Here is a 24,509-nt window from a genome sequence, read left to right on the forward strand (position 1 = left end):
CAGGGTTGTTAACAATTGCAATATGCACGCCAAGCTAAATGTTGACGCCCGCCGGCACCGGCCCCCACTGGTTTTCGCGTCCCTGTGTCGGGATCAGGGCGAAGACGATGATGATCAGGCTGCCGAAAGTCGGGATGAGGATGAGCAGGCAGAGCCAGCCGGTCAGGCCGAGGTCGTGCAGGCGGCGCACGATCATGCCGAGATTGGGCAGGAAGGTGGCCAGCAGGAAAAGGCCGAAAAGCCCGACCGTCATCGCCGGCACCTCGGCGTTGTCGAAATTGCCCATCTCGACATCGGCGAAGACGCCGACGCCGATGACCACCAGCAATGCGATCGTCCAGAACAGGCAATAGCCCCAATATTCCTTGCGGCGGGCGCGGCCGGCGAAATTGAAGTAGTTCCGGGTCACGCCTCGCCAGAAGTAACCCCAGAGATCGGTAGGCTCGGCCGGCTCGGCGGCCCGGCCGAAATTCTGTGCCTGCGACGCGCCGGCCGCAGGTGCGGGCCTGGCTTGCGCCGGTGCGGCGCTTGTGCCGGCGTCGGCGGCCGGGCTTGCGGCCTGGGCGGCGATCGAGAAAACGTCGCGCGCCTGGCCGCCGCCCGCCTGGAACTCGACCGCCGTTCCCTTGGGCATGACGGTTTGCCGGCGAAGGTTCTCGCGGGTGAAGGTGTAGCGGTTGCCGTCGGCTCCGGTGATGAAGCCGAAGCCCTGGTCCTCGTCATAGTGGAGCACTTCGCCGCGCATCACCCACCCCCCTTTGTCGTCGCGTCCCTGCCAAGGTGTGGCACAAGGCCGAGCCACCGGGCAAGACCGTGCGACATGGGGCCGTGCGACGTGGCTACCATATTAGCGGCAAATCAGGCATAAGGCTTTACGTGCAGCCTCTTCGCCAAAGCAGACAATGACAGTCGAGCGTTCTGAAGCCAGCGCCGCAACCGAGGTTATAAAACCTCCGAGACTGGCCATCGATGCCACCGGGCTGATGCTCTGGCCGCCCGGCAAAGGCCTGGCCGGCATTCCGCGGGTGGAGAGCTTTCTGGTCAACGCGGCGTTGGCGGATCCCGACCCCAGCGTGGACGTGGTGGCGTTCAGGCCCGGGGAAGGCCGGTTCCGGCCGCTCGCCGCTTACAAACAGGACCATGTCGCGGCGGGCGAGATTTCACCGCATCGTGTCAAACGGTGGCCGGGAAGGCAGCCGGCGCTGTCGCAGGCTTTCGAGGCGGTGCGGCAGCAGCCTTGGGACAAGCGCGAGACGGACCGCCATCTGGCCAGGACGGTGACCAACGGCCGCAACGGGATCGCGTGCCAGGCGACGAGCCTGCTGATCCGCACCTATCGTCTTTACCAGCGCGCAAGGATCCGCTTCGGCTTGCTGGGGGATGCCCCAGCCCAGCCGGCCGAGACGGAACCCGGCCTTGTGCTGATCAGCCATCACATCCTGACCCAGGACGACCGTTCCTCCGTTTCGGGCGCTGGCAAGCTTGCCTTCCTGTGCCACGATATCATCCCGGCATTGCGCCCCGATTTGCTTGGCTCGGGCACCAGCGAGCGCCGCTTCGGATCCTATCTCGAACAGCTTGTGCGCTCCGGTGCGCCGGCATTCTGCGCCTCTGATGAGGTCGGTGCGACGCTGACCGAGCACATGCGCAAGGCCGGCATTGCCGCGCCGATGGTGTATCGCTTTCCTATGCCTTCGATCCTGCACGAGACCGCATCGCGCGCCGGCACGACCTTGCGCATCGAGGCCGACGAGCCGTTCGTGTTCTATTGCTCGACCATCGAAGTGCGCAAGAACCACATCCTCCTGGCGCGGATCTGGCAGCAGGCACGGGAAGAGGGCGTCAAGCTGCCAAGGCTTGTCTGCGCCGGGCGCTGGGGCTGGCTGATCGAGCCGCTGCGCGACTATCTCAAGGCGCATCCCGAGCTGCTCCAGTCGGTCATTTTCACCGGGCTGGTCAGCGACGAGCAGCTCATCCGCTATTATCGCAGCGCCACCTTCGGCGTCTTTCCCTCGCATATAGAGGGCCGGGGTTACGGCGCCTCGGAATGTCTTGATTTCGGCGTTCCGGTCATCGTGTCGACAACGCCATCGCTGATCGAGGCGACCGGCGGCCTGATGCCGGCGATCGATTCCAATGATCAGGCCGGCTGGTACGCCGCCATCCGCAGGATGGCTGAGGATCACGCCTGGCGCTCCTCGCTGGCGGAGCGCATCGCAAGGCGGCACCACCCGACGCCGGCATCGGCAAGCTGGGCAGCGATCAAGGCAGGCCTCAAGGAGAGCGCTTCCAGGCAGCGTGCCGAACAGCACGCGCGCTGATCGCAACGGCCTGCGACTTCAGCGCGGTCCTATGAAGGGTGCTTCTTCGCCTTCCTGTGCTTTGGCGGGCCGGCATTGTCGAATTTCGGCTTGCCCGGCTTTTTCGCCCATGGCTTTGCCTCATGCGCGGCTGCCGGGCGCTGGTCAGCCGACGCCGGCGCGCGCTTTTCGAATTTGCGCTTTGGCGCGTTCGGGTCGAATGGCGCCTTGCCGCGATGCGGCTTCTTGTCCGGGCTCGGTGGCTGATAGCCGGCCCGCGACAGGTCCGGCGTGCCCTCCAGCCGCTTCACCACGATGTTGCCCTGCAATTTTCGGTCGGGTCCGATCGCGGCGAGAAAACGGTCCGCCCAGTCCGCGGCGATCTGCACGAAGGTTTCTTCCGGCTGCATCTTGATGGCGCCGATCTCGCGCTTGCTGATGCTGCCGGTGCGGCAGAGCATCGGGATCAGCCAGCGCGGCTCGGCATTCTGCCGGCGTCCGATCGACAGCGAGAACCAGACGCTGGCGCCGAAATCATCGCGGCGGCTGGGCGCCTCGTCGCGGTGCGCGAACTTTTCGCCCGCCAGTCTTTCACGCGAAGGCGTGAACGGCGCGACGTCCATCAGATCCTCGGGCGCCGAGCGGCTGGCGCGGCACTGGCGCACGAAAGCGGCCGCCACCTGTTCGGCACCATGTTTGGCGAGCAGCGCGTCGATGAAGGTGCGTTCGTCATCCTTCACCGGTTCGTCGAAAGCCGGATCGGCCAGGATGCGCTCGTCGTCGCGGCGGATCACGTCGTCGGCCGAGGGCGGGCTCGCCCATGTCGCCTTCAGCCCGGCGTTCTGCAGCAGCCGCTCGGTGCGCTTGCGGGCGCTGTTTGGCACGATCAGCGCGCTGACGCCCTTGCGGCCGGCGCGGCCGGTGCGGCCACTGCGGTGCAGCAGCGTCTCCGGGTTGGTCGGCAGGTCGGCGTGGATCACCAGTTCGAGGTTGGGCAGGTCGATGCCGCGCGCGGCGACGTCGGTGGCGATGCAGACTTTTGCGCGGCCGTCGCGCATTGCCTGCAGCGCATGGCTGCGCTCGTTCTGGCTGAGTTCGCCCGACAGCGCGACCACGGAGAAATTGCGGTTGTTGAAGCGCGCGGTGAGATGATTGACGGCGGCGCGGGTGTTGCAGAACACCAAAGCGTTCTTGGCCTCATAGAACCGCAGCACGTTGATGATGGCGTTCTCACGGTCGGCCTGGGCGACGCTGAGCGCCCGGTATTCGATGTCGAGATGCTGCTTTTCCTCGCCGGCTGCCGAAATGCGTATGGCATCGCGCTGATAGCCTTGGGCGAGCGTTGCGATGGAGCGCGGCACGGTGGCCGAGAACATCAGCGTGCGGCGCTCGGCCGGCGCCGCGTCGAGGATGAATTCGAGATCCTCGCGAAAGCCGAGATCAAGCATCTCGTCGGCCTCGTCCAGCACCACGGCCTTCAGCGCCGACATGTCGAGCGAGTTTCGCGTGATGTGGTCGCGCAGGCGGCCGGGCGTGCCGACGACGATATGGGCGCCGCGTTCCAGCGCGCGCCGCTCGGTGCGCATGTCCATGCCGCCGACGCAGGAAGCCACCGTGGCGCCGGTCATTTCGTAAAGCCATTCCAGTTCGCGCGTCACCTGCAGCGCCAGTTCCCGCGTCGGCGCCACCGCCAATGCCAGCGGTGCGGCGGCATGGCCAAAGCGCTCCGCGTCGCCCAGAAGGGTCGGCGCCAGCGCCAGGCCGAAAGCGACGGTCTTGCCGGAGCCAGTCTGAGCCGACACCAGCGCATCGGCCTGGCCGAGTTCCAGCACCGCCTTCTGCACCGGCGTCAGTTCGGAATAGCCGCGTTTTTCCAGCGCCTGTGCCAGCGCCGGGACGATACCTTCAAAGTTGGACATCTCGCTCTTTCGGAATTCAGGGTTCTGTGCTCATCATGGAGCACATCGGGGCCGGCGCCGCGCCAGCCCAACAATCTTGGCCGTTCGTACTTCCTGCCGCCGCTCTTGTACAGGGCGCGCCATGAAGGCCATGCGACGCGCCGCGCATTGACTCCTGCCGCAAACCGCGTAAAAGCCCGCTTCGAACGGGATCGTTTTTCGATGCGCGGCCTTTTGATGGCTCTTCTTGCATTCGATGCCCCCAGCCTCAATGCGAACCATTGGGCCGGGCGCGTCGGCGCGTCCCCTCGTTCCAGCAAAACCACGGCCAAAAAAACCACCACCAAAACGGTGTGATTCCCTTGGCCTAACCACCCTCTCCCGGGTTCGGCCCGGGGGACGGAACCCGCATTGGCCGGCGGGTTTTCTCCAAAAACCAAGCGGAGAGGGACAGGAGATCTTTATGAGTTTCAAGGTTGCAGTCGTCGGCGCCACGGGCAATGTGGGCCGGGAAATGCTCAACATACTGGAAGAGCGCGGCTTTCCGGTAAGCGAAGTCGTGGCGCTGGCCTCGCGGCGCAGCCAGGGCACGGAAGTGTCGTTCGGCGACCGCACGCTGAAGGTCCGGACGCTGGACCAGTACGATTTTTCTGACACCGACATTTGCATCATGTCGGCTGGCGGCAACGTCTCCAAGGAATGGTCGCCGAAGATCGGCAAGCAAGGCTGCGTCGTCATCGATAATTCGTCGGCCTTCCGCTACGACCAGGACGTGCCGCTGATCGTGCCGGAAGTGAACCCGGACGCGATCTCGCTGTTCACGCGCAAGAACATCATCGCCAACCCGAACTGCTCGACGGCGCAGCTGGTCGTGGCGCTGAAGCCCTTGCACGATTTCGCCACCATCAAGCGCGTCGTCGTCGCCACCTACCAGTCGGTGTCAGGCGCCGGCAAGGAAGGCATGGACGAGCTCTTTACCCAGACCCGCGCGGTCTTCGTCGCCGACCAGGTCGACGTCAAGAAGTTCACCAAGCGCATCGCCTTCAACGTCATTCCGCATATCGATGTCTTCCTCGACGACGGCTTCACCAAGGAAGAGTGGAAGATGGTCGCCGAGACCAAGAAGATGCTCGATCCCAAGATCAAGCTGACGGCGACCTGCGTGCGCGTGCCGGTGTTCATCGGCCATTCGGAAGCGGTCAACATCGAATTCGAAAAGCCGATCACCGCCGACGAGGCGCGCGACATCCTGCGCGACGCTCCCGGCTGCCAGGTCTTGGACAAGCGCGAGGACGGCGGCTACATCACGCCGCTGGAATCGGCTGGCGAGGACGCCACCTTCATCTCGCGCATCCGCGAGGATTCGACCGTCGACAACGGCCTGTCGATGTGGATCGTCTCCGACAATCTGCGCAAGGGCGCGGCCCTCAACGCCGTGCAGATCGCCGAGCTTTTGGTCGAGCGTGGCCTGATCCAGCCGAAGAAGAAGGCGGCTTAGTTTATCGCTCACGGGCCGCACCGCCGCTTGCGCGGCTGGCCCTGCGCGGGCGCGCCGGACGACCGGCGGCCCGCAGTCGCGGGCTCGGCCTTCGGCCGGGTGCTTCTTCCTTCTCCCCCTGTGGGAGAAGGTGGATCGGCGCGTAGCGCCGAGACGGATGAGGGGTGTTCCAGCGGAGTGAGACGTCGGCGTTGCCTTCATGACTAACACTCAGCCCGTAGATATCATCCTACGCCCGGCCATCAGCTCAGACGCCGCCGCCATCGCAAAACTCATGCGGGCGGCACTTGGCTCATTCGACTGGATGCCGGTCATCCATACGCCAGCCGAGGATCTCGCCTTCATCCGGGATATCGTGCTGCCACGGCAGCAGGTGACGGTCGCCGAGGCTGACGAGGAGATTGTCGGCTTTATTGCCGTCAGTGGCGATTGGGTGGAACAGCTCTATCTCGACCCGGCCTGGACGGGGCAAGGCATCGGCAGCCGGTTGCTGATGGACGCGACCGCTGCCCTGCCGATCGTGAAGCTCCATTGCTTCCAATCCAACACCGGCGCCCGGCGTTTCTATGAGCGCCATGGGTTCCGTGCTGAGTCGTTTGGCGATGGCTCGACCAACGAGGAAGGATTGCCGGACATCCTTTATGTCCGAAGGCGCTAATTTCAGCTGGTGCTGTCCTTGGCGAGCTGATGCAGCAGCTCCATCGCCTCCTGCGCCCGCTCGGCGGGGATGAACAGATGGTCATGGTAGAACGCCGAGACCGGATTGACGCCCATGCCGGCAGCGGCCAGCCGTGTGGTGATAGCGGCGAGGAAGCCGACTGCTTCCAGCGAGGAATGGATATTCAGCGTGATCATCCGGCAGCGGAACGAGGCGGTCAGCCCGGCCGCCTTTGCCGCCTCCTCGGTCACGATCAGTGTCAGGCCTTCGCGCTCGCGAAACACCATCACCGGCTCCAGGCCTTCCGGCTGGGGAACATCAGGCGCCAGCGTGGCGAAGACATAAATGCCGTCGAGCGATTCCGGCGTCATCGATGCCAACAGTGTCTTCAGATCGGTTTCGCCGGTCATTTGTTGCTCATGACTGATGCAGGAACGGGGCATAGCAAGGCCCTTCAATACCCGCGACTGGCGAATGCCGATAGTCGGCACGTTGCGCGCACGACATGGTCATGTCGCTGGCGGCTGGGCTCGCCGGCCTGCCGGGTCGCACAATAGAGAGGCTGAGGGCCGCCGGTCCGTGAAAGGCTCTCGATGATCGTTCGCCCGCGCCTGACATTCCTGCAGCCGTTCTTCGGCGAAACGCCGCCGAAAATGTTGCCGGCCGAGAAGTTCTATTTTTCCTGACAATGGCCGTCGGCGATGGGCGCTCTGGTCAATGGCGGACCTGTGCGCGAGGATGGGCGCCGTTACGCCTAAGCCTGGCAGGCGCGGAGAAGAAGCGGGATGTCAAAACGAATTGACAGATCATGGGTCGTGTTTGCCAGCGTCGAGAACGACGAACACGACCGCTGCGTTGATATCTTCTCCAGACCAGACAAATCGTTCGGCTATGAGGAATTCCGTAGAGACGTCGAGGATGGGGGCGCCTGGACGCCAACCGAATACTATTCCGGCGCGCGTTACGATACGGCAGAGCTCGCATATGCCGCAGCGGAGAAATCTGTTCTTTGGCTGAGGGTCAATCCGAAGTTTCGGCGCATGCCAATTTCACGTTGAGACACAATCCCCCGGCCAAGGTACTTGACCCCGCGCTTTGTGGCGTCGTATATAACCAAAAGGTTAGATAACCGATTGGTTTAGTAAACATGGCAACCGACGCACTCAGCCTGACCTTGGCCGCACTGGCCGATCCGACGCGACGCGCCATCCTGGCACGGCTCTCGCTTGGTGAGGCTTCGGTGACCGAGCTGGCCGAACCCTTCGCCATGAGTGGTCCCGCGGTGTCGAAGCATCTGAAGGTGCTGGAGCGTGCCGGTCTGGTGGCACGCGGCCGCGACGCGCAGTTCCGGCCGCGCCGCCTGCAGCCGGAGCCATTGCGCGAGATCGACGCATGGCTGGAATCCTATCGCATGCTGTGGGACGGGCGGTTCGACCGGCTCGAAACCTATCTGCAGGCTTTGCAGAAAGGAAATCTCGACGGCGGCCATAATTGAAGCCGGCAGGGTCAATCAAGGAGGGGCAAGTTAGTGGCAGATCAATCGATAGAACTTCCATCCGATGACCCCGTTATCGTCATCACCAGGACGTTCGATGCGCCGCGCGCACTGATGTTCAAGCTGTTTACCGATCCCTATCACCTGGTTCGGTTCTGGGGGCCGGAAGGATCGAGTTATCCGGTCTGCGAGATGGATGTGAGGCCGGGCGGCGAATGGCGCCTGACCATGCGCTTTGCCGACGGCAGCGAATATCCGACCAACAGCGTCTATCTCGAAATCGCCCCGCCGGAACGGATCGTCTATCGCGATGCGCCGCTCGACCGCGCCCAGTGGCAGGACAGCCTGCCGCCGGCGCAGATGGTGACGACGATCCTGTTCGAGGATGTCGGCGGCGGGACGCGGATCGTCGCCAACATCCGCGCCAGCTCGATCGCCGCCCGCGACATGGCGGTGAAGATGGGCTTCGGCCAGATGGTCATGGCGAGCTATGCGCGCCTGGAGGCCTATCTCAAGACGCTTTGAACGAATCGCGGCCCGGTGTTCGGCGAGGATCGCCGCACCGGCAAAAAGAATCCTATGGCGTGTCGGGTCATCGTCCCGCCGCGCGTCCTTGGATCGACCTTCAGCAAGAAGGCCGGCGCTTGAACCCGAAACACCCGGAGGAAGACCAATGACCATTTCTCATACCGCGCCCGTCTCGTCCGGCGCCCTGTGGACCGGCCGCGTGTTGAGCGGCATCATCATCCTGTTCATGATCTTCGACGGCGTCATCAAATTGCCGCCGCTCGACATCGTCACCCAGACGATGGTGCCGCTGGGCTGGCCGGCCGATCCGAATGTCGCACGCATGCTCGGCGTCATCGGCCTGGTCTCGACGGCGCTCTATGCATGGCCGCGCACCTCCGTGCTCGGCGCTATCCTGCTCACCGCCTATATGGGCGGCGCCATCGCCACCAAGGTACGCATCGACAGCCCGCTGTTCTCGCACACGCTGTTCGGCGTCTATCTCGGCATCATCCTGTGGGGTGGCCTCTATCTGCGTGACCCCAAGGTGCGCGCGCTGATCCCGTTCAGCCGATAATTTCGAAGGAGAGAAAAATGTTCAGCACCATCCTCATTATCCTGGTCGTCATCATCGCCGCCGTCCTCACCTACGCCGCGACACGGCCCAATGATTTCGTCACCACCCGCACCGCCAACATCAAGGCGCCGCCGGAAGCGATCTTTCCGCTGATCAACGATTTCAGCCGCTGGCCGACATGGTCGCCTTATGAAAAGCTCGACCCCAACATGAAGCGGACGCTCTCGGGCGCTCAAAGCGGAAAGGGCGCCGTCTATGCCTGGGAGGGCAATGGCAAGGCCGGCAAGGGGCGCATGGAGATCGTCAATTCGGTGCCGTCCTCGCTGGTGTCGCTCAAGCTCGATTTCGAGAAGCCGTTCCGCGCCAACAACAGCGTCGACTTCACCTTGACGCAATCGGGTGACACCACCGCCGTCAGCTGGGCGATGCGCGGCAGCCGGCCCTTCATCGCCAAGCTGATGGGCCTGTTCATGAATTTCGACACGCTGATCGGCCGGGATTTCGAGGTCGGCCTCGCCAATCTGAAGCGCAACACCGAGGCATGATCCGAATGGATACAGCCGCTCGCCTGAAGAGCGGCGCCAAGATCTTCATCCTCTCCGGGATCAAATTAGCCGTCTGAGAGTTAAGCACTTGGCGGCGAGACGGCGACCCGCATGTGAGAGGAATGATAATGAAGAAAATCTTGACCATTCTCGTGTTGACGACGGTGCTGGGCGCGTGCTCGCAAACGGAAAAAGGCGCTGCTGTAGGCGGCCTTGGTGGTGCCGCGATCGGCGCAGCCGTGGCCGGAAATCCGGTCCAAGGTGCTGTCGTCGGAGGCGCGGTTGGCGCCGTTGCGGGTGCCCTGATTGGGCACGCCAGCGAAAGCGGCCAATGCCGCTACCGAGACCGTCACGGCCGTGTCTATGTCGACCGCTGCCCGAGCGGCTACTGATCGGGTCGCGCGCGAAGTCTAGAACAGCAAAACGGCGGGCACAGGCCCGCCGTTTTGTCGATGCGATGAAGCACTCTTTATTCGGCGGTGGCGGCTTCCGCCTCGGCGGGAGCTGCGGCAGCGGCCGCAACGGCGGCGGCAGCGTCTTCCTGCGCCTTCTTCAGAAGGGCGGCGCGTTCCTGCGCCTTCTTGCCGGGCTCGGCCTTCTTCGGGTTGGAGCGGGCGTCGCGCTTGGCAATGCCGGCCTCGTCGAGGAAGCGCAGCACGCGGTCGGTCGGCTGGGCGCCGTGCGACAGCCAATGCTTGACGCGGTCGGCGTCGACCTTGACGCGCTCGCCGTCCTTGGGCAGCAGCGGGTTCCACGAGCCGAGCGACTCGATGAACCGGCCGTCGCGCGGCGAACGGGCGTCGGCAACGACGACGTGGTAGTAAGGACGCTTCTTCGAGCCCGCGCGGGCCAGTCTGATCTTCAGTGCCATTTCTTTTCTCCTAAAAGCTCTGATTTCGTTTGATTGCGTTAAGGCTGGTTGGGTCAGCCGGTTTTCGTCACGCCGTTGGCTGCGGCGATCTGTTCGTGGTGGCGGATCACTTCGCGGACGACGAAGTTGAGGAATTTCTCCGCGAAATCGGGGTCGAGATGCGCATCCTTGGCCAGCTGGCGAAGACGGGCGATCTGCTGCTGCTCGCGCGCCGGGTCGGCCGGCGGCAGGCCATGCTCGGCCTTGAGCACGCCGACCGCCTTGGTGCAGCGGAAGCGCTCGGCCAGCATATGGATGAGGGCGGCATCGATGTTGTCAATCGAGGCGCGGTAGCCGGCCAGGATGGTGCGTGCGTCGGCCATGTCTTTTTCTTCGTTCATAGCGTCCTCACTTCTTCTTGCCCCATCACTTTTTCTTCCCGAGACCTGGCAGCCCGCCGCCGCCGAGGCCGGGAAGGCCCGGAAGTTTCATGCCGCCAGGCAGGCCGGGCAGGCCACCGCCGCCGGGACCGGGCAACCCCTTCATGCCGCCGAGGCCGGCGGCCTGCGCCTGCTTCTGCAAGGCTTCGAGCTGCTTGGGGTCCATCTTCGACAAATCGGGCATGCCGCCCATGCCGCCGGGCATCATGCCGCCGAGGCCCATTTTCGAGGCGAGGCCGCCCATCATGCCGCGCATCAGGCCGCCGCCTTTGCCCTTGCCGCCCATCGCCTTCATCATGTCGGCCATGCCGCGATGCATCTTGAGCAGCTTGTTGATCTCGGCGGCATCGGTGCCGGAGCCGGCGGCGATGCGCTTCTTGCGCGAGTGCTTGAGCATGTCGGGGTTGGCGCGCTCGGCCTTGGTCATCGAGGAGATGATGGCGAGCTGACGGCCGAACATCTTGTCGTCGAGACCGGCGGCGGCCATCTGGTCCTTCATCTTGCCCATGCCCGGCATCATGCCCATGATGCCGCCCATGCCGCCCATTTTCGACATCTGCTGAAGCTGCTGGGCGAGGTCGTTCAGGTCGAACTTGCCCGACTGCATCTTCTTGGCCATCGCCGCCGCCTGCTCGGCGTCGATGTTCTCGGCGGCCTTCTCGACCAGCGAGACGATGTCGCCCATGCCGAGGATGCGGTCGGCGATGCGCTTGGGGTGGAATTCCTCCAGCCCGTCCATCTTTTCGCCGGTACCGATCAGCTTGATCGGCTTGCCAGTGACGGCGCGCATCGAAAGGGCCGCACCGCCACGGCCGTCGCCGTCCATGCGGGTCAGCACAAGGCCGGTGATGCCGACGCGTTCGTCGAAACTCTTCGCCAGGTTGACGGCGTCCTGGCCGGTCAGCGAATCGGCGACCAGCAGGATCTCGTGCGGGCTCGACACCTTCTTGATGTCTGCCATCTCGACCATCAGCGGCTCGTCGATATGGGTGCGGCCGGCGGTGTCGAGGATGACGACGTCATGGCCGCCGAGCTTGGCCGCCTGCACCGCACGCCTGGCGATATCGACCGGGTTCTGGCCAGCAATGATCGGCAGCGTCGCGACCTTGACCTGCTCGCCGAGCTGGCGCAGTTGCTCCTGCGCCGCCGGACGCCGCGTGTCGAGCGAGGCCATCAGGACTTTCTTGTTCTGACGCTCGGTCAGCCGCTTGGCGATCTTGGCCGAGGTGGTCGTCTTGCCGGAGCCCTGCAGGCCGACCATCATGATGACGACAGGCGCCGGCGCATTGAGGTCGATGGCGACGCCCTCGGCGCCCAGCATGTCGACCAGCTCGTCATGGACGATCTTGACGACCATCTGGCCGGGCTTGATCGACTTCAGCACCGCGGCGCCGACGGCCTTTTCGCGCACCTTGTCGGTGAAGGACCGCACCACTTCCAGCGCCACGTCGGCCTCGAGCAGCGCACGGCGCACCTCGCGCAGCGCCGCCGAGACATCAGCCTCCGACAGCGCGCCGCGACCGGTGAGGCCGTTCAGGATGGAGCCAAGGCGCTCTTGTAGGGACTCAAACATTGGTCAACTCGCTGCGCGAGAGCGCCTTGGATTCATAGTAATCCCTGTCGGGCCGATGGCCCTCTACGCCTCTTGTGCGCTCCTGTAGCGATTCAAACATTCGTTTTCCTTTTCCCTGGCACCCGGATGGTGCCCGAGAGGTAATGCGTTCGCGCCAACTGTCCAAGCAAAAGCAAAGCCCAAAACCAAAAAGCACCCGGGGGCGCTCAGCGCTGCCGGGTGTTGGCCTCCAGGATCGATTTACAGCACCCGCCTCAAAGAGGCTTCGGCGTCCTGGTCGGCTTGCTCGGAGGGATACTCGTCGCGGAATTCGGGGCGTGTAGACAGGAAATCGGCCGCGGAGTCAAGACAAGGCCAGTCTGGCCGTCCCTCGCGTCGCAATCAGGCCGTGCTCTTGGCGTCCGAAAGCTTGGGCCCAACCCTGAGCGGCGAGCTTGGATGCAGCAGCAGCACGATCGTCAGCAGGCTGCAGGCAATGCCGATAAGGGCGATGAGGACTGCATCCGACATCATCCAGCCCGGCCCTTCGAGCGGCCTGGCGGTGAACAGGGCGAAGGAATTGTAGCTCTCCTGGTGCGAGATCAGCAGGAAGCCGGTCAGGTTGTTGCCGAGATGGGCGCCCAGCGCCGCGCCGAGATTGCCGGTGGCGTAGACGACAAGCGTCAAAAGCAATGCGAAAGCGGCGATCGAGACCAGCACGCAGGCGTTGATGGCGGGCGACGACGCGCTGCTCCAGTGCAGCGAGGTGAACAGCAGGCCGGGCAGCAACGCCCAGATCAACGGGCTTCTGAACCGGTTGGCCAGGCCGCGCAGCAGGTAGCCGCGAAACAGCACCTCTTCCGACGACGTCTGCAGCAAGGTGAGCGCGACGATCGGGACCAGGAACAGCAGCCAGGATGACAGGCTGATCGTGCCACGCGCGATCCCCGGTTCCAGAAGGTAGAGCAGGATTTCGGAGACAGCCGAGGTGATCAGCACCGCGACCAGCCCCTTGAGGAAGTCCGGCCACGATACGCGGCGGCTGGCGCCAAGCAGCGCCGACAGCGGTTCGCCATGCACCCAGCGCATGGCAATCCACAGGCCGATCCAGATGCCGGCAAAGGAGGCGAGTGCGGTGAGGATGCCGATCGGCGAGGCAAGGAACCCCTCCATGCCGGATGACGCCGCTGTCTGCCAGGCGAAGAAGAGACGAGTGCCGCCGATGAGCACGGCCGCGGTGGTGGCGCCCCACAACACGACGACGATCAGAGTTCCCAGCAACAGGCGCAGCAAGGTCGTCCTGGCGTTCGGCGACTGCCGGTAGCGCTCGAAGGCAGTGTCGTCGATTGTCACGCTGAGCCCTTCGTCCGAATCCATCGCCCTTTGATCTAGCCGATGACCTCGGGAATCGGAATCGCCATTCGTCAGGGATCAACGCGCAATAAACGCCACGCGGCACCCGGGCGCTGCCTGGGTGCCGCGGAATCGACTGTCCCAGTTGTCGCCAGCGGCCGCGATTGCGACCGCCGGTCTCCAATCAACGCACCACGTACATGATGCGTCGTGTCTGCGGGTCGATCAGCGCCGGCTGACCGTTCACATAGACGTAGCGGTAGTTGTAGTCGGGAATTTCGCGCAGCTCGACAGTGTCGGGCAGGGTCGCGCCCGTCACCACCTCGCCGTCGAGATAGACCGGGTCGGGACGATGCGTATCGACATAGGTGCGGACTTCGGTGGGAGGCGGGGGAAAGACGTCCTCGGCCGGCTCGCCGGCGATGATCGCGCCGGTATAGTCGTTGGACGTGTTGCCGATGTCTTCCGGCGGCAAGACGACGGCAACGGCGGAGCCGTGCGGACGCTGCGTCAGCACCACCCGGCTGCCGCTGAAATCGGCGGTCACATAGTCGGAATAGACCCAGCCCTGGCCGCCGGCTTCGGCGATGGTGCACCATTTGCTGTTTTCGATGCAGCCATTGAGCGTCGCCGACTGGCCGGCGGCGAGCACGCCGATGACCGGATATTGCGGCCCCGGGCCGGCGCGCACGTTGAGATCGGTGACGGCCGAGACGGCGGTGTCGGCAAACGCGGCGCCCGACATCACGGTCATCATCCCGGCGATTGCGGGAAACAATACGGATTTCATGGTTTTCTCTCCGTTTTCATGGTCCCTCGGGTTTGAAAACGGGGCAGCGGCGCATGCGTTCCGGCTAAAAAGCCGGCGCCAACTCACGATTTGTTCCCGTCTCTTTCGGCAGACCGGTCAAAAGGTCGTGAACGAAGGCCAGTTTTCGCGCCGTCACGTCCGAAATGACGAAGGGGTAGAGGTCGGGCAGGCCCATGCAGCGGTTGATCGAGTTGGAGGCTTCCGACAGCACCAGCCAGCGGGCAAGGATCTTTTCGAAGGGCTCGGGCGTATTGGCGGGCTCCGAAGGGGCTGCCTGCAGTTCGCCGCCGGTGTCGCCCCGCGGCAGATCGTTGGCCTCCACCGTCTCCAGCCGGCCGAGCGGGAAGTTCAGCGCATGGACCATTTCCAGCGTGTCGGTGATGTGCAGATGGTGGGCCCAGGTTTCGGCCCAATCCTCCCAGGGATGCGAGGTGGCGTAGGCCGAGATGTGGTTCTGCTGCCAGTCGGGTGGCGCGCCGTTGGCGTAATAGGCCTTCAGCGCCTGTTCGTAATCGGCGCGATCGTCGCCGAACAGAGCGCGAAAGGCGTCCAGCCTTTGCGCATTGTCGCGGATCAGGCGGTCCCAGTAGTAATGGCCGAGCTCATGGCGGAAATGGCCGAGCAGCGTCCGATAATTCTCACCCATCTCGATGCGACGTTTTTCGCGCTCGGCGGAATCGGCCTCGGCGACGTTGAGCGTGATCAGGCCATTGTCATGGCCGGTCAGGATGCGTTCGCCGCCAGGCCCGCCGCCGATCGGGTCGGCGAGGAAGTCGAAGGCGAGGCCCACCTCGTCCGTCGGGCTCTGCTTGGGCGCTACCGGCAGGCCGAAGGCGAGCAGCGAATAGATGGCACGCTTCTTCGCCGCCTCGACCCGGATCCAGCGGCGGCGGTTGCCGTCGACGGAGAGATCGGGGATCAGTTGGTTCAGCCCACAGGCACGGCAAAAACCCTGTCCCGGTTCGGCCATCCAGTTGCAGGCGCATTCATCGGCATTGGTGCACTGAAAAGTGCCGTCCGCGCCCGCCAAGGCAAAACGGGCATGCTCGGGATCGTAGAGCACGAGGCTGGAACAGTTCAGGCACTGCGCGTTCTCGAAGTAGAGACGATGACCGCAATGCGGGCAGTCGAAAAGTTTCATGTCGGTCTCAAACCATCAGAGCCAGCATATAGGTGTTGGAGCATGATCCCGAAGAGTGGGAACCGGTTTTCTCGGACAAACGGTTTCCGTTTGTCCAGAGATCATGCCCAACAAAGACCTGGATCAGGATGACGGTTAACCAAACGCCATCCTGATCCAGGCGGCAGGTGCCCAACGCCGATCGCCGGCCGGCGTTCCGCATGTGTCGAAGCAATTTGCCGCAAGCGGGCGGCGACCTGTCTTGCGACCGCTTCGCCGCCGCAGGTCTCATGGCTATTTCGACCCCGCCACAATAATCACTTGATCGTAGGCAAATTCCCCGGCATTCGCCAGCATTGTGCCGCAGACGGTGACAAGCGCACGTTTCGCTGGCAAATTCGCAGATGGGACGTGAATCAGGCAACCAGGAGAACAACATGGCATTTCTTGCCAAGGGTAGGATTTTAGCGGCCGCGGTGGTGGCTGTGCTTGGGCTGGCAACGGGCGCACAGGCGGCGGCCAGTTGTGGCAGCACCGGTGCCGGCTTCGATGCTTGGAAGCCGGGGTTCGCCGCACAGGCCAAGTCCGAAGGTGTCGGCGCCAAGGGACTGGCCGCGCTGGCTGGCGCCACTTACGCGACAAAAACTATCTCCGTCGATCGCGGCATCCACAAGGCTTTCAGCGGCTCGGTGGAAGCCTTCATGAAGCGCCGTGGCGGGGCGGCGATCATTTCCAAGGGCCGTGGGCTGAAGAAGTCGAACGCGGCGTTGTTCAGCCAGATCGAAAGCACCTACGGCGTGTCGCCTGGTGTGCTGCTGGCCATCTGGGGCATGGAGACCGGCTTTGGTTCCTCCATGGGCAACCAGAATACTGTCTCCGCCATTCTGACGCTTGCCTATGATTGCCGGCGCCCGGAATTCTTCCACCCGCATGCCATTGCGGCCCTGAAGCTGGTTGATCGCGGGGCTTTGAGCGCCTCGTCGGTCGGCGCTGCGCATGGCGAGATCGGCCATACGCAGTTCCTGCCCGGGAATGTCCTGAAATATGGCGTGGGCAGCGGAAACCTGCGCGACAAGGCCACCGCGTTGGCTTCCACCGCCAACTTCCTCAAGGCCCATGGTTGGCGGCGGGGCGCGAGCGCTGCGGCCAATATCGGCGCAATTGCCGGCTGGAATGACGCAAACGTCTACCAGCAGGCCATCGTGCAGATCGCCACGGCGATCGACGGCGACTGATTGAAACCTCTGTTCGACAGAAAGAGCCCGGCCAAGCGCCGGGCTTTTTTGTTGGTGGAACGGAAAATCCGGCCGCCGCGTCTGGGTTCGCTACTTCACATCCAGCGCGTAGGAGCAGCCGGCCAGTGTCTTGTCGGGATGGGTATCGACGGTCGAGACATTGAGCGTGATGCGCGTTGAAAGACTGACGCCGCCGGTGTCCTCGGTGCTTTCGGCCACGACCCGCTCGCCCAGGAATTTGTCCGGCGTCGAGACCGTCGCCGGGACGTCGAGTTCTCTCGCCAGATCCGGCGCGGCAATGCCGTCAAGCATCGCCATCGGCCCTGTCGCGGTAAAGACGATTGTCCCCGTCTCGCGTCCGAAGACATGGACCGGGGCGGGCAGCTGATATTGCGCGAGGAAGGGATTGCCGGATGCAACCTCTTTCCAGCCAAGCGTCTCCGCCGCGCCGGATCCGCCGGCCAGCCAGATGGCAAAGCCATTGTAGGCCGGCACGTCTGCCCGGCATTCGATCAGCGCGGCAAGGTCGAGCGAGGCGGGATCGAAGTCCTCGGCCATGGCGGTCACGGGACTCGTTAGAACAGCCAGCGTCGTCAGCCATCCGCCGAGATTGCGCAGCCAGGCTGGGCACAAAAAGCCGACTCCCACCGGTGGTTCCGATGTGGCGATGGTCATTTGCCCTTTATGATCCTCCAAACGTCGGTGGATTGGTTGGTCTGCAGCCTGTTTATGTCGGAGAGGGTCAGTCGCCCGTCAAGCATCGCATCGACCAGGCGTCGACAGAAGACGGTCGGCATGCTTGCCGCCGAAACGCCCATGAAAGCGGTGGCTTCGTGCTTGGCCGTGATGCTCCAGGTCGCGACATTGGCCATGCATCGGCCGAATGCCGCCTTGGGGTCGTGCTTCACAGCCTCCTGGCTGTTCTGGCAGCCAGCCAACGCGACGATCATCGCAGACACCGTCAAAAACCGGACCTTCATGATCAATCGCCCCAAACCCGTTGCGACGAGGCTAGATAAGACCGTGCAAAGATCAAGCAAGAAAGCCTTGATACAGTGGGTTCTTCAATCAAAAACCCGGCATAGGCCGGGTTTTTATTGTTGAACAATCAGCCCTTGCGGTTGCGCGCGGCAAGCGTGCGCAGCCTGAGCGCGTTTAGGCGTATGAAGCCGGCGGCGTCCTTCTGGTCGTAGGCGCCGCGGTCGTCCTCGAAGGTGACCAGCGCGTCGGAGTAAAGCGTCTTCTTCGACTTGCGGCCGGTGACGATGACGTTGCCCTTGTAGAGCTTCAGCCGCACCGTGCCTTCGACGTCTTCCTGGCTCTTGTCGATCATCGCCTGCAGCATCAGGCGCTCGGGCGAGAACCAGAAGCCGTTGTAGATGAGCTCGGCATAGCGCGGCATGAACTCGTCCTTGAGGTGGCCTGCACCCCGGTCGAGCGTGATCGATTCGATGGCGCGGTGGGCCACAATGAGGATGGTGCCGCCGGGCGTCTCGTAGACGCCGCGCGATTTCATGCCGACGAAGCGGTTCTCGACCAGGTCGAGCCGGCCGATGCCATTGTCGCGGCCGAGATCGTTGAGCGCCGCCAGCATGGTCGCCGGCGACAGCTTCTTGCCGTTGAGCGCGATCGGGTCACCTTTCAGGAATTCGATCTCGATCTCGGTGACCTTGTCCGGCGCATCCATCGGCGAAACGGTGCGCTGGTGGACGAATTCCGGCGGTTCGCTCCACGGGTCTTCCAGCACCTTGCCCTCGGAAGACGAGTGCAGCAGGTTGGCGTCGACCGAGAACGGCGCCTCGCCCTTCTTATCCTTCGGCACGGGGATCTGGTGCTGCTCGGCGAAATTGATCAGGTCGGTGCGCGACTTGAACGACCAATCGCGCCACGGCGCGATGACCTTGATGTCGGGGTTCAGCGCATAGGCGGAAAGCTCGAAACGCACCTGGTCGTTGCCCTTGCCGGTGGCGCCATGCGCGATCGCGTCGGCGCCGGTTTCCTTGGCGATCTCGACGAGGTGCTTGGAGATCAGCGGCCGCGCGATCGAGGTGCCTAGGAGGTAGGTGCCTTCGTAGACGGTGTTGGCGCGGAACATCGGAAAGACGAAGTCGGAGACAAATTCTTCGCGCACGTCGACGATGCGGATGTCCTTGATGCCCATCATCTCGGCCTTGCGGCGCGCCGGTTCCAGCTCCTCACCTTGGCCGAGATCGGCGGTGAAGGTGATGACCTCGGCGCCGAGCTCGGTCTGCAGCCATTTCAGGATGATTGAGGTGTCGAGGCCTCCGGAATAGGAGAGCACGACTTTCTTGACGTCTTTGGTCTTGGACATTTCTGCTCCGTCGATGGCGGACGCTTGGGCAAGGGCGTCACGGATTGTCGGAGCGCCTTTTAGCAGGAACGGCAAAGCGAGCAAGCAGGCGCGGCGCCAGACTGCTGATCCAGTGCGCGGCAGGGGCCAACTCTTCGGGAATCATGCTCTGGGAAAACAACCTGCTACAATCATGGGCTGCATTTATCCCAGGGATTTAAGCAAGTTTTCATGTCCTGCCGCTAAACCAGCGAGCCAGAGCTGCACTGGCCACGCAACCGTGCCGAGGCGGCTTTTGCCCGTTCATTGCGGGTACCCTCGGGCTTGGACCATTCTTGATGCGCGTTATATCATGCATCGTCACAGAGCATAATCTGTGGCTCGTCCTGCTGGCGGCGCTGATGTGCGTCACCGGCTGCTGGGTGACGATCGGTCTCTTGGACCGCGCCAGGAAAACCGTCGGCGTGCAGATGCGGGGATGGCTGTTCCTGACCGCGGTTGCCGCCGGTTCCTCGATCTGGTGCACGCATTTCATCGCCATGCTGGCCTATCAGCCCGGCGCGCCGATCACCTTCGATCCGGCGCTCACCATGATCTCGCTGGTCATCGCCATGGTTGGAACCGGGGCGGGCTTCGGCCTTGCCTTGGACAAAGGCCGTGGTCTGGCGCCGGAATGGGGCGGGTGTGCCGTCGGACTGGCGATCTCGGCCATGCACTATACCGGCATGATGGCCTATCACGTGGCCGGCATCGTCGAATGGGACGCCTTCTATGTCGTCGCTTCGGTGCTGATCGCGATGGCATTCTCCGCCGTGGCGATCGGCCAGGCGGTGCGCCGGCCGCACCGCTGGTCGCACTATTTCGGCATCGGGCTTTTGGTGCTGGCGATCGTCGGCCTGCATTTCACGGCGATGGCGGCGGTGGCAGTGACGCCGCTCTCCTTCATCACCACCGGCACCAATCCCGATATTCTCGAAGCGATGGCCGTCGCGGTCGCCGTGGTCGGCCTGATCGTCGCGGCCACCGGCTTCGCCAGCTATCTGATCGACGAACGTGGCCGGCTCGAGAGCTTCGAGCGGCTGCAGCATCTTGCCCTCAACGACTCGCTTACCGGCCTTGCCAATCGGGTCTCCTTCAATGACCGCCTCGACCATGAGATCGAGCGGGCGCACGAGGATGAGGATACGATGACCGCCGTCATCGTCATCGATCTCGACCGCTTCAAGGAAATCAACGACCTCAGGGGACATGCGGCCGGCGACCAGGCGCTCAAGATCATTGCCCGCAGGCTGGCGAAGCTGGCCGGCGACGGCGAGTTCGTCGCCCGGCTCGGCGGCGACGAATTTGCCGCCATCAAGCGCTTCAAGGACCAGAACGACCTGCTCGGCCTGGTGTCGCGGCTGGAAAAATCATTGTTCCAGCCGCTGCGGATCGACGATTTCGAGACCGTCACCGGCGCCAGCATCGGCGTCGCCGTCTATCCGCGCGACGGCGCTGACCGGGAGAGGCTGGTGAGCAATGCGGATCTGGCCATGTACCGGGCCAAGAATGACGTGACACGGGCCGTCTGCTTCTACGAATCGACCATGGACGAGACGGCGCGGGCGCGCCGCGCGCTGGCCACCGACCTTCGCCTGGCGATCGAGCGCGGCGAGCTCTCGCTGCACTATCAGGTGCAGACCTCGGTTCAGACCGGCGCCACCTGCGGCTACGAGGCGCTACTGCGCTGGACCCATCCTGTGCACGGCATGGTCCCGCCCGCCGAATTCATTCCGATCGCCGAGGAGAATGGCTCCATTCTGCCTATCGGCGAGTGGGTGTTGCGCACCGCATGCCGGCAGGCGGCCTCCTGGGACAATGGCCACAAGATCGCGGTCAATCTGTCGCCGGTGCAGTTCGCCCATGCCGATCTCGCCAAGCTTGTCCATCAGATCCTGATCGAGACCGGCCTGTCGCCGAAGCGTCTCGAGCTTGAACTCACTGAATCGACGATCGTCGCCGACAAGGTGCGCACGCTGCATGTGCTGCGCCAGATCAAGGCGCTGGGCGTGACGATCGCGATCGACGATTTCGGCACCGGCTATTCCTCGCTCGACACGCTGCGCTCGTTTCCGTTCGACAAGATCAAGCTCGACCGCTCCTTCATGGCCGATGTCGAGCGCAGCCCGCAGGCCAAGGCGATCATCCGCGCCGTGCTGACACTGGGGCGCAGCCTCGACATTCCCGTGCTCGCCGAAGGCGTCGAGACCCACGTCCAGCTCACCATCCTGCAGGTCGAAGGCTGCAACGAGGCGCAAGGCTATTTCCTCGGCCATCCCAAGCCGATCGATCAAATCCTGCTGACCGGAGCGGCAGCTGTCATGCTGGCCGAGCTCGATCAGTCGGCGGCTTAGACACCACTGCTGCCGGGCGCCAACCTCGCATCTGGCGCCAGCGCGACGCATCTTGTATAGGCCCCGGGTCTCCCCGGGTCCCTTCCATGTCCTTCATTCCCGACACCACCACACTGATCCAGTTCGCCATCGCCACGGTCATCCTGGCGATCACGCCTGGTCCCGACATGACCTTGTTCGTCTCGCGCACGCTGAGCCAGGGGCGTGCCACGGGCTTTGCCTCGATGGCCGGTGCGCTGTGCGGCACGCTGATCCACACCACGCTGGTGGTGGTCGGCATCTCGGCGCTGATCGTCGCCTCGCCGATGGCCTTTTTCGTGCTGAAGATATTCGGCGCCGGCTATCTGGTCTTCCTGGCCTGGCAGGCGATCGCCAAAGGCTCGGCCTTTTCGCCGGAGAAGAAGACAGGCCCGCAAATCTCGCTGTTGCGCAGCTGGGCGGCCGGGCTTGGCGTCAACCTGCTCAACCCGAAGATCATCCTGTTCTTCATGACCTTCCTGCCGCAGTTCGTCTCCGCGCATGATCCGCACGCGCCGGGAAAGTTGTTTTTCCTCGGCGCCATGTTCATCGTGCTGTCGATCCCGGTCACAGTGCCGATGGTGCTGGCGGCGGAGAAATTTTCCGCGGCGATGAAGGCCAGCCCGCGCGTCACGCGGGTGGTCGACTATCTCTTCGCCAGCGTGTTCTCGGCCTTCGCGCTCAAGATCCTGACGGCCCAGGCGAAATAGAAGCGTCGTCTTTCCACCAGCTTCCGGCCCAGCGACCGGCGCTCAGCCAGTAGAAGAGGCCGCCGACCATGCCGCCGCCAATCACCGCCATGATGGCGCTGGTGTCGGTGACCGCGAAGGTGGAATCGGGCGCGTGGTCGACCAGGCCGAGGAAGACGGCGGCCACCACCGCGCCCCCCAGCGCATAGTACAGCCAGTCGCGCCGGCCGAGGATTTCGGCAACCAGGATGACGATCACTGCCGGCAAGAAGGCGAAATAGGCGACGAACAGGGCGACGAAGGGAATCGAGAAATACAGCGAAGCCGTTGCCGTCGGGTGCGTGTGGTCAGGCGTATAGCCGAGCGAGGCCAGGAACAGGATGTTGAGGAAGGCGCTCGCCGCCAGCGAGGCGACGGCATAGCCGAACAGGATAATGGCAAAGCGGACGAGATAGGAGACGAAGCGGCCCATCACCGGTCTCGCTTCACAAGACGGCCCGACCTGCGCCCAGCCAACAGCCAGTAGACCGAACCGGCGGCGGTGCCGGCCGTGGCCAGGAACCCGAGAAAGCCCGGATTGAAAACAAACCCTCCGGCCGAGCCCGGAACAAGAACGCCAAATGCGATGGAGGTGATCGCGCCCGTGACCGCGAAATAGAACCATCCCCGCAGCGATCGCCATTCGGCAACCAGGATCGCCGGGCCGACGATCAGCAGCGCGCAGACCGCCACGGTCAACACGGCGAGCGGGAAGGAGCCCAGCCAGTCGAAGGTGAAAACCAGGGACCAGTTGCCATATTCGATCCCTTCCAGAAGGGTGATCAGCAGCACAGGCACCAGGATAGAGGTCAGCACGCCGGCGATATAACCGACGGCTACGATGGCGAAGCGTTTGAGCCCGGCGACGAGACGGCTCACGCCTCGCCATGCCCCGCGATCATCATGGCTTCCAGCGCCAGCCGGTCGACCTTGCGCATGCGCTCCGAGTCGGACTTCAGCTGGCCGCAGGCGGCGAGGATGTCGCGGCCGCGCGGGGTGCGGATCGGCGAGGCATAGCCGGCATTGTTGATGTAGTCGGCGAATTTCTCGATCGTCTCCCAGTCCGAGCACTGGTAGTTGGTGCCCGGCCACGGGTTGAACGGGATCAGATTGATCTTGGCCGGAATGCCCTTCAGCAGCTTGATCAGGCCCTTGGCGTCCTCGATGGAATCGTTGACGTCCTTGAGCATCACATATTCGAAGGTGATGCGCTTGGCATTGGACAGGCCAGGATAGGCGCGGCAGGCGGCGATCAGTTCCTTCAGCGGATACTTCTTGTTGATCGGCACCAGGAGGTCGCGCAGATCGTCATTGGTGGCATGCAGCGAGATCGCCAGCATGACGCCGATCTCGTCGCCGGTGCGGAAGATTTCCGGCACGACGCCGGAGGTCGACAGCGTGATGCGGCGCTTCGACAGGGAAAGCCCGTCGCCGTCGGAAGCGATCAGCAGCGCCTTCTTCACCGCCTCGAAATTGTAGAGCGGCTCGCCCATGCCCATCATGACGATGTTCGACACTTTGCGGCCCTCGGCCGGCACGATGGCGCCGTCCGGCGTGTCGCGGTCGGGGAAGTCGCCGAGCCGGTCGCGCGCGGTGAGCAATTGCGCCAGGATTTCCTCGGCCGTCAGATTGCGCACCAGCTTCTGCGTGCCGGTGTGGCAGAACGAACAGGTCAGCGTGCAGCCGACCTGCGAGGAGATGCAGAGCGTGCCGCGACCTTCCTCGGGGATATAGACGGTCTCGATCTCCACGGGACGGCCGGCGCCGCGCGGCGGAAAGCGGAACAGCCATTTGCGGGTGCCGTCGGAAGAAATCTGTTCCTCGACGATTTCGGGCCTGGCGACGGTGAAATGCTTGTCGAGTTCGGCGCGCAGATCCTTGGAGATGTTGAACATGCCGGCAAAGTCGGAAACGCCGCGCACATACATCCAGTGCCAGAGCTGCTGGGCGCGCATCTTTGCCTGGCGCTCCGGCACGATACCGGACGCGACGAGCGCCTCGCCGAGCTCGGCGCGCGTCAGGCCGATCAGCGACGGCTTCTCGGGCGCGGCGCGGGCGCGCAACGCGTCACGGGCACCCTCAGTGGTGAGGTCGAAGGAAAGGGTCATGGTCGCACTGATATAAGCGGTTTACGGCCGATTTCATCCATCGTGCCGGAACTGAAGCGCGGCGCATAGCACAGGTTGAGGGCAGAGTCATGCGGTGGCGAACACAACCCCG

At 63.7% G+C, this 24,509-nt stretch carries 27 protein-coding genes; 12 read left to right on the top strand and 15 right to left on the bottom strand.

The window, feature by feature from the left end:
* Positions 1–34: 34 nt before the first annotated feature.
* Positions 35–745, bottom strand: a complete 711-nt coding sequence (locus DBIPINDM_RS18040) for a DUF805 domain-containing protein (RefSeq protein ID WP_258588507.1) — start codon at positions 743–745, stop codon at positions 35–37.
* 157 nt (positions 746–902) lie between these two features.
* Here DBIPINDM_RS18040 and DBIPINDM_RS18045 point away from each other — a divergent pair, with 157 nt between their 5' ends.
* A complete protein-coding gene (locus DBIPINDM_RS18045; RefSeq protein ID WP_258588508.1) occupies positions 903–2,321 on the top strand; it encodes a glycosyltransferase in 1,419 nt (472 codons plus the stop codon).
* A gap of 29 nt (positions 2,322–2,350) precedes the next feature.
* Here the strand turns inward: DBIPINDM_RS18045 and DBIPINDM_RS18050 are convergent, their stop codons facing one another.
* Complete coding sequence (locus tag DBIPINDM_RS18050) at positions 2,351–4,219, bottom strand: DEAD/DEAH box helicase (protein WP_258588509.1); 1,869 nt, start codon at positions 4,217–4,219, stop codon at positions 2,351–2,353.
* Between the two features lie 442 nt (positions 4,220–4,661).
* Between DBIPINDM_RS18050 and DBIPINDM_RS18055 the strand changes: the two genes are divergently transcribed.
* Positions 4,662–5,696, top strand: a complete 1,035-nt coding sequence (locus DBIPINDM_RS18055; RefSeq protein ID WP_214477582.1) for an aspartate-semialdehyde dehydrogenase — start codon at positions 4,662–4,664, stop codon at positions 5,694–5,696.
* A gap of 199 nt (positions 5,697–5,895) precedes the next feature.
* The gene (locus tag DBIPINDM_RS18060) at positions 5,896–6,354 is read left to right on the top strand and encodes a GNAT family N-acetyltransferase (protein ID WP_258588510.1); all 459 of its coding nucleotides are present in this window, start codon (positions 5,896–5,898) and stop codon (positions 6,352–6,354) included.
* Positions 6,355–6,356: 2 nt separating this feature from the next.
* On the opposite strand, the gene DBIPINDM_RS18065 is transcribed toward DBIPINDM_RS18060, so the two are convergent.
* Positions 6,357–6,764 carry an ACT domain-containing protein gene (locus DBIPINDM_RS18065; protein WP_258588511.1) on the bottom strand — a complete coding sequence of 136 codons (408 nt, stop codon included), beginning with the start codon at positions 6,762–6,764 and terminating at the stop codon, positions 6,357–6,359.
* 375 nt (positions 6,765–7,139) lie between these two features.
* Between DBIPINDM_RS18065 and DBIPINDM_RS18070 the strand changes: the two genes are divergently transcribed.
* The 6 genes from DBIPINDM_RS18070 to DBIPINDM_RS18095 all read left to right on the top strand — a co-directional run bounded on the left by DBIPINDM_RS18070 (position 7,140) and on the right by DBIPINDM_RS18095 (position 9,870).
* Positions 7,140–7,412 (top strand): hypothetical protein, encoded by a 273-nt coding sequence (locus DBIPINDM_RS18070; RefSeq protein ID WP_258588512.1) that lies wholly within the window; start codon positions 7,140–7,142, stop codon positions 7,410–7,412.
* 89 nt (positions 7,413–7,501) lie between these two features.
* Positions 7,502–7,849, top strand: a complete 348-nt coding sequence (locus tag DBIPINDM_RS18075; RefSeq protein ID WP_258588513.1) for an ArsR/SmtB family transcription factor — start codon at positions 7,502–7,504, stop codon at positions 7,847–7,849.
* Between the two features lie 33 nt (positions 7,850–7,882).
* Positions 7,883–8,374, top strand: coding sequence for an SRPBCC domain-containing protein (locus tag DBIPINDM_RS18080; protein WP_258588514.1), 492 nt, complete (start codon positions 7,883–7,885; stop codon positions 8,372–8,374).
* A 148-nt stretch (positions 8,375–8,522) separates the two neighbouring features.
* Positions 8,523–8,933: a DoxX family protein gene (locus DBIPINDM_RS18085; protein WP_258588515.1), complete on the top strand. Its 411-nt coding sequence runs from the start codon at positions 8,523–8,525 to the stop codon at positions 8,931–8,933.
* Between the two features lie 17 nt (positions 8,934–8,950).
* Positions 8,951–9,478: an SRPBCC family protein gene (locus tag DBIPINDM_RS18090; protein WP_258588516.1), complete on the top strand. Its 528-nt coding sequence runs from the start codon at positions 8,951–8,953 to the stop codon at positions 9,476–9,478.
* Positions 9,479–9,606: 128 nt separating this feature from the next.
* The gene (locus DBIPINDM_RS18095; protein WP_258588517.1) at positions 9,607–9,870 is read left to right on the top strand and encodes a YMGG-like glycine zipper-containing protein; all 264 of its coding nucleotides are present in this window, start codon (positions 9,607–9,609) and stop codon (positions 9,868–9,870) included.
* A gap of 77 nt (positions 9,871–9,947) precedes the next feature.
* Here the strand turns inward: DBIPINDM_RS18095 and rpsP are convergent, their stop codons facing one another.
* The 6 genes from rpsP to DBIPINDM_RS18125 all read right to left on the bottom strand — a co-directional run bounded on the left by rpsP (position 9,948) and on the right by DBIPINDM_RS18125 (position 15,625).
* Complete coding sequence (gene rpsP / locus DBIPINDM_RS18100; protein ID WP_172222069.1) at positions 9,948–10,349, bottom strand: 30S ribosomal protein S16; 402 nt, start codon at positions 10,347–10,349, stop codon at positions 9,948–9,950.
* Positions 10,350–10,402: 53 nt separating this feature from the next.
* Entirely contained in the window at positions 10,403–10,729 is a 327-nt protein-coding gene (locus DBIPINDM_RS18105; RefSeq protein ID WP_019862096.1) for a chorismate mutase, read from the bottom strand.
* A gap of 25 nt (positions 10,730–10,754) precedes the next feature.
* Positions 10,755–12,341 carry a signal recognition particle protein gene (ffh, locus tag DBIPINDM_RS18110; RefSeq protein WP_258588518.1) on the bottom strand — a complete coding sequence of 529 codons (1,587 nt, stop codon included), beginning with the start codon at positions 12,339–12,341 and terminating at the stop codon, positions 10,755–10,757.
* A gap of 381 nt (positions 12,342–12,722) precedes the next feature.
* Positions 12,723–13,697 carry a CPBP family intramembrane glutamic endopeptidase gene (locus tag DBIPINDM_RS18115; protein WP_258588519.1) on the bottom strand — a complete coding sequence of 325 codons (975 nt, stop codon included), beginning with the start codon at positions 13,695–13,697 and terminating at the stop codon, positions 12,723–12,725.
* A 160-nt stretch (positions 13,698–13,857) separates the two neighbouring features.
* Positions 13,858–14,463, bottom strand: a complete 606-nt coding sequence (locus tag DBIPINDM_RS18120; RefSeq protein WP_258588520.1) for a DUF1236 domain-containing protein — start codon at positions 14,461–14,463, stop codon at positions 13,858–13,860.
* A gap of 64 nt (positions 14,464–14,527) precedes the next feature.
* Positions 14,528–15,625, bottom strand: a complete 1,098-nt coding sequence (locus DBIPINDM_RS18125) for a zinc-binding metallopeptidase family protein (protein ID WP_258588521.1) — start codon at positions 15,623–15,625, stop codon at positions 14,528–14,530.
* 416 nt (positions 15,626–16,041) lie between these two features.
* Between DBIPINDM_RS18125 and DBIPINDM_RS18130 the strand changes: the two genes are divergently transcribed.
* On the top strand, positions 16,042–16,839 hold the full coding sequence (locus DBIPINDM_RS18130) for a lytic murein transglycosylase (protein WP_258588522.1): 798 nt from the start codon (positions 16,042–16,044) through the stop codon (positions 16,837–16,839).
* 90 nt (positions 16,840–16,929) lie between these two features.
* On the opposite strand, the gene DBIPINDM_RS18135 is transcribed toward DBIPINDM_RS18130, so the two are convergent.
* The 3 genes from DBIPINDM_RS18135 to DBIPINDM_RS18145 all read right to left on the bottom strand — a co-directional run bounded on the left by DBIPINDM_RS18135 (position 16,930) and on the right by DBIPINDM_RS18145 (position 19,171).
* The gene (locus tag DBIPINDM_RS18135; protein ID WP_416361784.1) at positions 16,930–17,397 is read right to left on the bottom strand and encodes a hypothetical protein; all 468 of its coding nucleotides are present in this window, start codon (positions 17,395–17,397) and stop codon (positions 16,930–16,932) included.
* Positions 17,398–17,510: 113 nt separating this feature from the next.
* A complete protein-coding gene (locus DBIPINDM_RS18140) occupies positions 17,511–17,819 on the bottom strand; it encodes a hypothetical protein (RefSeq protein ID WP_258588524.1) in 309 nt (102 codons plus the stop codon).
* A 128-nt stretch (positions 17,820–17,947) separates the two neighbouring features.
* The gene (locus DBIPINDM_RS18145; protein WP_258588525.1) at positions 17,948–19,171 is read right to left on the bottom strand and encodes an argininosuccinate synthase; all 1,224 of its coding nucleotides are present in this window, start codon (positions 19,169–19,171) and stop codon (positions 17,948–17,950) included.
* Positions 19,172–19,488: 317 nt separating this feature from the next.
* Between DBIPINDM_RS18145 and DBIPINDM_RS18150 the strand changes: the two genes are divergently transcribed.
* Positions 19,489–21,543 (top strand): putative bifunctional diguanylate cyclase/phosphodiesterase, encoded by a 2,055-nt coding sequence (locus DBIPINDM_RS18150; protein WP_258588526.1) that lies wholly within the window; start codon positions 19,489–19,491, stop codon positions 21,541–21,543.
* An 86-nt stretch (positions 21,544–21,629) separates the two neighbouring features.
* Positions 21,630–22,271: a LysE family translocator gene (locus DBIPINDM_RS18155; RefSeq protein ID WP_258588527.1), complete on the top strand. Its 642-nt coding sequence runs from the start codon at positions 21,630–21,632 to the stop codon at positions 22,269–22,271.
* Here the strand turns inward: DBIPINDM_RS18155 and DBIPINDM_RS18160 are convergent.
* Genes DBIPINDM_RS18160 through rlmN form a run of 3 tightly spaced genes read right to left on the bottom strand, consistent with a single transcriptional unit; the run spans position 22,243 to position 24,397 of the window.
* On the bottom strand, positions 22,243–22,722 hold the full coding sequence (locus tag DBIPINDM_RS18160; RefSeq protein ID WP_258588528.1) for a hypothetical protein: 480 nt from the start codon (positions 22,720–22,722) through the stop codon (positions 22,243–22,245). The two genes, DBIPINDM_RS18155 and DBIPINDM_RS18160, sit on opposite strands and share 29 nt — an antisense overlap.
* A complete protein-coding gene (locus DBIPINDM_RS18165) occupies positions 22,722–23,168 on the bottom strand; it encodes a hypothetical protein (RefSeq protein ID WP_258588529.1) in 447 nt (148 codons plus the stop codon). Before DBIPINDM_RS18165 ends, DBIPINDM_RS18160 begins: the two co-directional genes overlap by 1 nt.
* The gene (gene rlmN, locus DBIPINDM_RS18170) at positions 23,165–24,397 is read right to left on the bottom strand and encodes a 23S rRNA (adenine(2503)-C(2))-methyltransferase RlmN (protein ID WP_258588530.1); all 1,233 of its coding nucleotides are present in this window, start codon (positions 24,395–24,397) and stop codon (positions 23,165–23,167) included. The genes DBIPINDM_RS18165 and rlmN overlap by 4 nt, the downstream gene beginning before the upstream one ends.
* Positions 24,398–24,509: the final 112 nt, after the last annotated feature.

Source organism: Mesorhizobium sp. AR02 (genome assembly GCF_024746835.1).
Taxonomy (GTDB): domain Bacteria; phylum Pseudomonadota; class Alphaproteobacteria; order Rhizobiales; family Rhizobiaceae; genus Mesorhizobium.